Here is a 7,517-nt window from a genome sequence, read left to right as displayed (position 1 = left end):
GCGCCGACCTGCGACGCCAGCACGCTCTCGCTGGCCACCACGCCCTGTTTGGACGACACCATCGACCGCGACTGCGAGCGATCCTGGGCCGCGGCGAGACACGGCGTGAGTACCGATGAAAGCAGTGTGGCAGCCACAGATGCGCGGAACGTCGAACGAGCGATCATCCTGCAACTCCGAAAAAGAGGACGGGTCGGGGAGCCTACATGAACATCGCCGGATTGATCTCGAGCGACACTTCAGAAATCTTGTTCGCCGGAATACCGCTGCGGCGCGCGTGCTCGAGCACGGCTTCGGAATTCGGCGCGATGTACTCGCACTAGATCTTGCCTTCCGCGTCCGAGACGTAGCTCTTGACCCAGACTACTTCGGGCATGTCGGCCAGCACGGAGTTCGACATGCGACCGGCGGCGGTCAACTGGTCAGCGGTGCAACGCCGACGCGTCGCCGCTGCCAGCGTCGTGCAACATTCTGGTGATGTCGCCCTGCTCACTCGTATCCGAGCTGCCCATGCGGTGCCTGTCGGGAAGGGGTCTGTCGCGTGTCCTAAGCTGGCATGAGAGGCGCCGGGCGGCCAGCGTCCGGTGCCTCCACAAACCCAAGTCGGGAATTGCGCGCACATCAGCTCATGAGCGGCTCGTCATCAGTCCTGGAACTGGTACTTGCAGCTGACCGCAGGATTTCATGGATAGAACGTGCCATTGACATTCGAGCGCCAGGCCCAGATGTGCAGCGCCCAGACCTGTTGGCCCTGCACGTCGACCGACTTGAACTCCATCCCCAGCAGTGGGTCGGGCTTGGGGAAGCGGCGCGGCACCACGTAGTCGACACCCACGAGTTGCAGCGAGCCGTTCTTCTGCGGTTCGTACATGAGCAACTCCGGGCGCTCGAGATTGATCACGCCGTCTTCCACGAGCGCTTGGTTCATGTAGTGGTAGGCCTGTGCTCCCTCGCTGGGGTCGTCGGGGCCACCGCTCGCGTCGACCGCGCAACCCGCCGGAAACTGTATGCTATAGCCCGCGTCCTCGGCGGCCTTGAAGTTGCGGAAGCGTGCCGTCGCGTTGCGGACCGCCGCAACGCCCTGCTTCTGATCAACGGTGAGGGCCCCGGTCAAGCTTTTGGTGTGGGCGCCGTGGCTATCGCTCACGGCGGCGTGCGTCGAGGTCGGCGCGGCCGTGTCGCCGGCACAGGCGGCGAGCACCGCGGCGATCGAGGCCGTGAGGATGAACGAGGGGGTGCGTAAGGTCATCAGCGTGTCCGGTGAACGTGGCGTCGCGCGGTGTCGAATTCGTCCGCACTGGAGACGGCGGCGCGAGGCGGACATTCGGCTCATCGGGGGAAACCCGCGTTCTGATCATCCGACCAGCACGGATTGGATGACATGTGATGCATGGTTTCGCGGTAACATGGACGCACGCAGGACGTGCCTGTACTGGTTTACTGGGTAACTGGGTATATTGCCATGATGAAAGCCACGATCGAGTTCGACGACGTCCTGTACCGACGCCTCAAGGTGGAAGCGGCGCGACGCGGCCGCACCGTGCGCGATCTGGTCGCCGAAGGGGTCCGCCACGTGCTCGACGCGCCGCCGTCGACCGCCGACGCCAGTACTTCAGCCCTTTGGCAGCCGGCTTGGTTCGGGTTACTTCGAACATATGCCGCCGCCGTCGACGACCACGCGATGAGCGCGGTGAAGCGCAGCGTGGCGCGCGGGCGCGGAGCGGAACCGGCAAGATGAGCGTCGGGCTCGATACGTCGGTCGTGCTCCGACTCCTGACCGGTACGCCGGCCAAACAGGCTGATGCGGCCCGCAGCATGCTCGCGGCAGCGCGTGACACCATCTGTGTTTCTGATCTCGTGGTCAGCGAGTCGTACTTCGCCTTGCGCCATCATTATGCCGTGCCGCACGCTGACGCCGCGCACGCGTTGGCCGCGCTCTTGGACGATCCGCGCATTCAGTGCACCGGCATTGCGCGGCACGTACTGCGGGAAGCGACCGCGCGATCATCACGCTCGGCGCCAGGTCTGATGGATCAGCTTGTCCTGGCGGACTATCGCGCGGATCTGTGTACGATCGCCACATTCGACCGTGAGCTCTCAAAAGCGGACGGCGCCCAGCTCGTCGTCTAAACACGACGCCGTCGCGCTAGTTTTCGCGACATGACCGCTGTCTCCGAACTGCTGCCGCTCGACGCGCATGGACGCCACCGACTGAAGGTGGCGTTCGTGGGCACGCACGGCGTCGGCAAGACGACGCTGTGCTTCGACCTCGCCGCGCAGCTCAAGCGACTCGACTTGGGCGTCGACATCGTGAAGGAAGTCGCCCGTCGCTGTCCGTTGCCGATCAATGAGGACACCACACTCGAGGCGCAGCGCTGGATTCTGCACACACAGATCGCTGAAGAGATCGCGGCGGCGGCCGCGTACGAAGTGGTGATCTGCGACCGGTCGGTGCTGGACAACTACGCGTATCTCGTGGCCCGCGTAGGCCGTCGGCCCGAGCTCGATGCGCTCGTACGCGACTGGGTGTACGGCTATCACGCGTTATTCAAAGTGCCCGTGCTCGGCGCGCCGACCTTCGATGGCAAGCGCGCCGTCAGCGTCGGCTTTCAGCAGGAGATCGATGGCATCATCGACGATCTCATCGCCGATTTCGCCGTCCCCGTGTATCGGCTCGATCCTTCGGCTCGCGACGGATGGACCCTCGATGCCGTCGTACGACTCGGACTGCCAACGCAGCCACCGCAGATCGATCTCTTCGCGTCCGAGCGTCCGGCGGTCTAACCCGGGCGGCGCACCGTTTATGCGCGCACCCGCACGGGGGTTCCCCACGGATCCGCGAACAGGATGCCGGTTGGTTCGTCGGTGACGGCGATACCGTGTGACACCAGGTTCGCGCGCAACGCCGCGACGTCGTTGGCCGATGGCAACACGATGGTCCACGCCAGCAGCTTCGCGTCCTGCGCTCGCGACGGGAGTGCACCACGCGCCCAGGTGTTGGTGCCGAGATGGTGGTGGTAGCCACCCGCCCCGAGGAACAGGGCGCCCGGATATCGCCACACCATGCGGTCGAAGCCGAGGCCTTCGGCGTAGAACGCGACGGCGGCATCGAGATCGCCTACATGCAGGTGCACATGCCCCATGACCGTGTCGCTTGGCATACCGGTCCACGGCGCACCATTCGCCGCGCGTACGAGGTCGGCCAGATCGAGGGGATCGGTCGCCATCATGAGTTCTCGATCAGCGCGTCGCCAGGCATCGCGGGGGCGGTCCACGTACACCTCGATGCCGAGACCATCGGGATCCTGCAGATACAACGCCTCGCTGACGAGATGATCGCTGGAGCCCGCGCGCGCACCGATCTCCGACAGGTGCGTGATGAAACGGCCCATCGCCGGCCGATCAGGGAGCAGGATCGCGAAGTGATAGAGCCCGAGTCGAGATCCCGGAGTTACCGGCCGCGTGCCTTCCACGTGCCGCAGGATCACGATCGGTTCCGTCGCCCCAACGCCGCCGAGCGACACCGTTGCCGCGTCCTGATCGATGACCGCGATGCCGAGCAGGTGCTGGTAGTACTCGAGCGAGCGCTCGAGATGGCTGACCTGCAGCTCCACGGCGCCAAGCCGCGTGGCCGGCGGCAAGCGATAGCCGGCGGGAGGACGGCCATAACTGCCGTCCAGCGCCCGATCGGCGCCCGTATCGGACTCGGCCGGAGCGCCGAACATATCGTGGCTGCTGACACGCATTACACGGGCCTCCCTGCGGACATCGACGGTGACGGACTGAAGGCAGCGCCGAGGGGGCGCCCTTTCCTCAATCTACCGTTTTAACAATGGTTGTCAAGCCAACTATACACGTTACCGACCGACCGGATCTAGAACTCGATCTGCGCCCCCATCTCCACAACCCGGTTCGACGGGAGGTGGAAGAACTGCGCCGCCGACTGGGAGTTCCGCGCCATCAGGACGAACAGGCGCTTCCGCCAGCCCGCCATCTTGGTCGAGCCCGTGGTCAGCAGTCGCTCGTGTCCCAGGTAGTAGCTGGTTTCCATCGGTCGGGCGATGATGCCCTGCTCCGCACATTGGGCGAGCACCGCCGGCACATCCGGGCTTTCCATGAAACCGTAGCGGGCGGTCACGCGCCAGAATCCGTGGTCGAGCGACGACACGGTGACCCGATCCTCGCGCGGCACGGTGGGCACGTTGCTCGCGGTGATCGACAACAGGACGACCTGCTGGTGCAGCGCCTTGTTGTGCTTGAGATGATGCAGCAGCACCACCGGTGCGCCCTTGCTGTCGCTGGTGAGAAACACGGCCGTGCCGGGCACGCGTGGCGCGGGCCGGCGCCCGAGCTCATCGAGCATGAGGTCGAGCGGCAAACCCGCCCGCTGCAGCAGCTGCTGCAACGCCAGACGTCCTCGCTTCCACGTGGTCATCAGCAACACCAAGGCGGCAGCGAGCACGAGCGGCACCCAGCCACCGGCGGCGATCTTGATCACGTTGGCGCCGAGAAAGGCGAAGTCCACGATGAAAAAGAATGCCGCCAGCGATCCCACTTGCCACAGCGGCCAGTTCCATCGCGTCCGTGCCACCACCGCGAACAGCAGTGTAGTGATCGACATCGTGCCGGTCACGGCGATGCCATACGCGGCCCCGAGCGCCGCCGACGACTTGAAGCCAAGCACGATGCACACTGTGCCGATCATCAGCGCCACGTTGATCTGCGGGATGTAGATCTGTCCATACTCTTCATGCGACGTCTGCACGATGGTCATGCGCGGCAGATAGCCGAGCTGAATCGATTGACGCGCCAGCGAGAAGGCGCCGGAGATGAGCGCCTGCGACGCGACGATCGCCGCCAGCGTGGCGATGATCAGCAAGGGGATGAGAAACCACGACGGCGCCAGCAGATAAAACGGATTGCTCACCGCCGCCGGATCCCGCAACAGCAGCGCCCCCTGGCCGAAATAGTTCAGGAGCAGCGCGGGCAGCACGACCGCGAAGAATGCTCGGCGGATGGGCACTTTGCCGAAGTGGCCCATATCCGCATACAGCGCCTCCGCACCGGTCACGGAGAGAAACACTGCACCAAGCGCGACGAATCCGTGGGTCCCATGGTGCACCAGGAAGCGCAGTCCATACAGCGGATTGAGCGCTGTCAGTACCTGCGGAGTGTCGACGATCGACCTGACACCGAGCGAGCCAATCACAATGAACCACACCAATGTGAGCGGGCCGAACGCACGACCCACGGTGGCGGTGCCGAACCGTTGCGCGGCAAATAGCGCCACGAGAATGACCAGCGTGATCTCGACCACATACGCGGAGAGCGTCGGCGTCACGATGTCGAGCCCTTCCACGGCACCGAGCACGGAAATGGCCGGCGTGATGATGCCGTCTCCGTACAGCAGGGCGGTACCGAACACCCCCAGCAGAATCAGCACGGTGCGTCGGCGCCGCCCGATCCGGTCCGAGGTGTCCTGCAACAACAGCGCGAGCATCGCCAGCACGCCGCCTTCGCCGTTGTTATCCGCCTGCAGGATGAACACGAGATACTTGGCCACCACGACCAAGAGGATCGACCACGTCACGAGACTCAGGATGCCGTACACGTTGACCGCGTTCGGCAACAGCCCGTGCGACGGACCGAAGGCCTCTTTCATGGCATACAGCGGGCTGGTGCCGATGTCCCCGTAGACGACCCCCAGTGCCGCGAGGGTCAGCAGTGAGAGCCGGCGCCCGGTCGGGGTGTCGTGCGAGGAGTGCGGCGAGGACTGCGGCGAAGGATCGTGCGACGCGTGTGTCATGCCCGGACGGTAGGGCTGTCGGCATCAAGACCGCACAAAGACGACGGACCGACGCATCAAGATTTCACAAAGATGCGACGGACTCCGCCGCGAGCGACGTGAGATCGGCGGCCGGAAGCTCGAGCACAAAGCGGCTGCCACCGCCCTCGCGCGGCTCATGCAGCAGGCGCCCGCCTTGCATCTCGGCGAGGCGACGGGCGATCGACAACCCGAGCCCGGCCCCGTTGGCATCGGGGATCTCACCGAGCCGGTGAAACGGTTCAAAGATCCGCTCACGTTCCGCATCGGAAATGCCGCGACCTCGGTCGGCGACCGCGAGTCGCACGAGGTGTCCAACCCGCTGTGCGCTGACGTCGATGGGCTGGTCGGCCGGCGAGTACTTGTCGGCGTTTTCGAGCAGGTTCACCACGATGCGCAGCGACTGCGTGAAGTCGAGGCGTGCCAGCAGCAGCGGCTCGTCCGGCGGAAGCTCCACATCAATCACGCGGTGCGTCATCGCGCCGGATACCCGCTGCAGCGCGGCACCGAGCAGATCCTCGATGGCGGTGATCTGCGGCGCGATGGGCGAGACACCGCCATTCAGCCGCGAGAGATCGAGCAGATCAGCCACAAAGCGATTCAAGCGGTCCGCTTCTTCCTCGATGATCGCCGCCCGATCGTCGCCTTCGAGCCGAATGGCGTTGGCTAATGCCTTGATCGTCGTGAGGGGCGTACGCAGATCGTGCGACACCGAAGCCAGCACGGCGTCCTTCATCTTGTCGGCCCGGCGTAGCGCCTCGGCGTGCTCGGCCTCTGTCACCAAGCGCGCACGCTCGATGCCAAGAGCCGCGTAGTAGCTGATTGCCCGCAGGAAGCGCTGGCGCGACGGCGTGAGGTCGAGCAGCAGGCGGCGCTCGATGTGCACCACGCCCACCACGCGACCATGCACGCGCAGCGGCAACAGCAGCCCGCACGCGTCGGCGATGCCGGCTCCGCCGGTGATATCCAGCGGACTGCCGGCGCTCCCGTTCAGGCTCGGCACGGCGCCCACACGCATGGAGCCGTCGCAGCGCTCCACGCCCACCCGCCCGTTGTCCGCCACCCATTGGAGCAGATGGGCGCGCGTGGGCATACCGAGGTCACGCGATGGCGACGCCGCCACCGTCGCGGTTGGTTCAGGGGCCACCACGACCAGGGCGGCGCGTTCAGCCACCAGCGTGAGCGCACCACCTGATTCACTGACGGCATGGATGCGACAGCGATCGACCGCCAGCGCTTCCTGGATCACGCCGGCAATCGCCGCGAGTGCCTGCTCGGCGGGCCCGGCGTTCAGTGACTCGGCGCCGAGTACCGCCAGGCGGTCGATTTCGGCGGCGCGCTCCCAAGCAATGCGCGCCTCGCTTTGCGCCACCGACAGCAGGTGGGCGGCCACCGCGCTCGTAATCAGCAGCGCTACCAGCACCAGCCAATCGAGCGGCTCGGCCACGACGAACGAGTACAGCGGCTCGAGAAAGAAGAAGTTGAAGCAGAAGAACGACACGACCGACAACACGAGCCCGACCCGACGACCGGCACGCGCGCTCGCCGCGAGAATGAGCAGCAGATACGCGAGGGCAACGTGCGCCTTGTCCAGCGACGGGCGCAACGGCAGTAAGCTGAGCGTCAGTAACGAGAGGGCGAGGAACCAGCGGAGCAGTCGCATGCGTGAACGTTACCGTGCCCCTCGTGCGCG

The 7,517-nt window shown here is 65.5% G+C and carries 8 protein-coding genes; 3 read left to right on the top strand and 5 right to left on the bottom strand.

Going from position 1 to position 7,517, the window contains the following annotated elements; genetic code table 11:
• Positions 1-202 precede the first annotated feature (202 nt).
• Both RMP10_RS23435 and RMP10_RS16170 read right to left on the bottom strand, forming a co-directional pair.
• Entirely contained in the window at positions 203-310 is a 108-nt protein-coding gene (locus RMP10_RS23435; RefSeq protein ID WP_345785811.1) for a hypothetical protein, read from the bottom strand.
• Positions 311-682: 372 nt separating this feature from the next.
• Entirely contained in the window at positions 683-1,249 is a 567-nt protein-coding gene (locus RMP10_RS16170) for a hypothetical protein (protein ID WP_310571206.1), read from the bottom strand.
• A 213-nt stretch (positions 1,250-1,462) separates the two neighbouring features.
• Here RMP10_RS16170 and RMP10_RS16165 point away from each other — a divergent pair, with 213 nt between their 5' ends.
• Genes RMP10_RS16165 through RMP10_RS16155 form a run of 3 tightly spaced genes read left to right on the top strand, consistent with a single transcriptional unit; the run spans position 1,463 to position 2,784 of the window.
• Positions 1,463-1,738, top strand: a complete 276-nt coding sequence (locus RMP10_RS16165; protein WP_310571205.1) for a hypothetical protein — start codon at positions 1,463-1,465, stop codon at positions 1,736-1,738.
• Positions 1,735-2,130, top strand: a complete 396-nt coding sequence (locus RMP10_RS16160; RefSeq protein ID WP_310571204.1) for a PIN domain-containing protein — start codon at positions 1,735-1,737, stop codon at positions 2,128-2,130. The genes RMP10_RS16165 and RMP10_RS16160 overlap by 4 nt, the downstream gene beginning before the upstream one ends.
• 30 nt (positions 2,131-2,160) lie before the next feature.
• On the top strand, positions 2,161-2,784 hold the full coding sequence (locus tag RMP10_RS16155) for an AAA family ATPase (RefSeq protein ID WP_310571203.1): 624 nt from the start codon (positions 2,161-2,163) through the stop codon (positions 2,782-2,784).
• Positions 2,785-2,801: 17 nt separating this feature from the next.
• On the opposite strand, the gene RMP10_RS16150 is transcribed toward RMP10_RS16155, so the two are convergent.
• The 3 genes from RMP10_RS16150 to RMP10_RS16140 all read right to left on the bottom strand — a co-directional run bounded on the left by RMP10_RS16150 (position 2,802) and on the right by RMP10_RS16140 (position 7,487).
• Complete coding sequence (locus RMP10_RS16150; protein WP_310571202.1) at positions 2,802-3,746, bottom strand: VOC family protein; 945 nt, start codon at positions 3,744-3,746, stop codon at positions 2,802-2,804.
• Positions 3,747-3,874: 128 nt separating this feature from the next.
• Complete coding sequence (locus tag RMP10_RS16145; RefSeq protein ID WP_310571201.1) at positions 3,875-5,806, bottom strand: potassium transporter Kup; 1,932 nt, start codon at positions 5,804-5,806, stop codon at positions 3,875-3,877.
• Positions 5,807-5,870: 64 nt separating this feature from the next.
• Entirely contained in the window at positions 5,871-7,487 is a 1,617-nt protein-coding gene (locus RMP10_RS16140; protein ID WP_310571200.1) for an ATP-binding protein, read from the bottom strand.
• Positions 7,488-7,517: the final 30 nt, after the last annotated feature.

It is taken from the genome of Gemmatimonas sp. (genome assembly GCF_031426495.1).
GTDB lineage: Bacteria > Gemmatimonadota > Gemmatimonadetes > Gemmatimonadales > Gemmatimonadaceae > Gemmatimonas.
Note: the sequence above shows the minus strand (reverse complement) of the source record. Positions and strands in the feature narration are given on the sequence as shown.

Excerpts from the sequence above, each read along its gene's own strand:
- RMP10_RS16145 (WP_310571201.1), bottom strand. The coding sequence starts at position 5,806 with ATGACACACGCGTCGCACGATCCTTCGCCGCAGTCCTCGCCGCACTCC.
- RMP10_RS16140 (WP_310571200.1), bottom strand. The coding sequence starts at position 7,487 with ATGCGACTGCTCCGCTGGTTCCTCGCCCTCTCGTTACTGACGCTCAGC.
- RMP10_RS16155 (WP_310571203.1), top strand. The coding sequence starts at position 2,161 with ATGACCGCTGTCTCCGAACTGCTGCCGCTCGACGCGCATGGACGCCAC.
- RMP10_RS16170 (WP_310571206.1), bottom strand. The coding sequence starts at position 1,249 with ATGACCTTACGCACCCCCTCGTTCATCCTCACGGCCTCGATCGCCGCG.
- RMP10_RS16160 (WP_310571204.1), top strand. The coding sequence starts at position 1,735 with ATGAGCGTCGGGCTCGATACGTCGGTCGTGCTCCGACTCCTGACCGGT.
- RMP10_RS16150 (WP_310571202.1), bottom strand. The coding sequence starts at position 3,746 with ATGCGTGTCAGCAGCCACGATATGTTCGGCGCTCCGGCCGAGTCCGAT.
- RMP10_RS16165 (WP_310571205.1), top strand. The coding sequence starts at position 1,463 with ATGATGAAAGCCACGATCGAGTTCGACGACGTCCTGTACCGACGCCTC.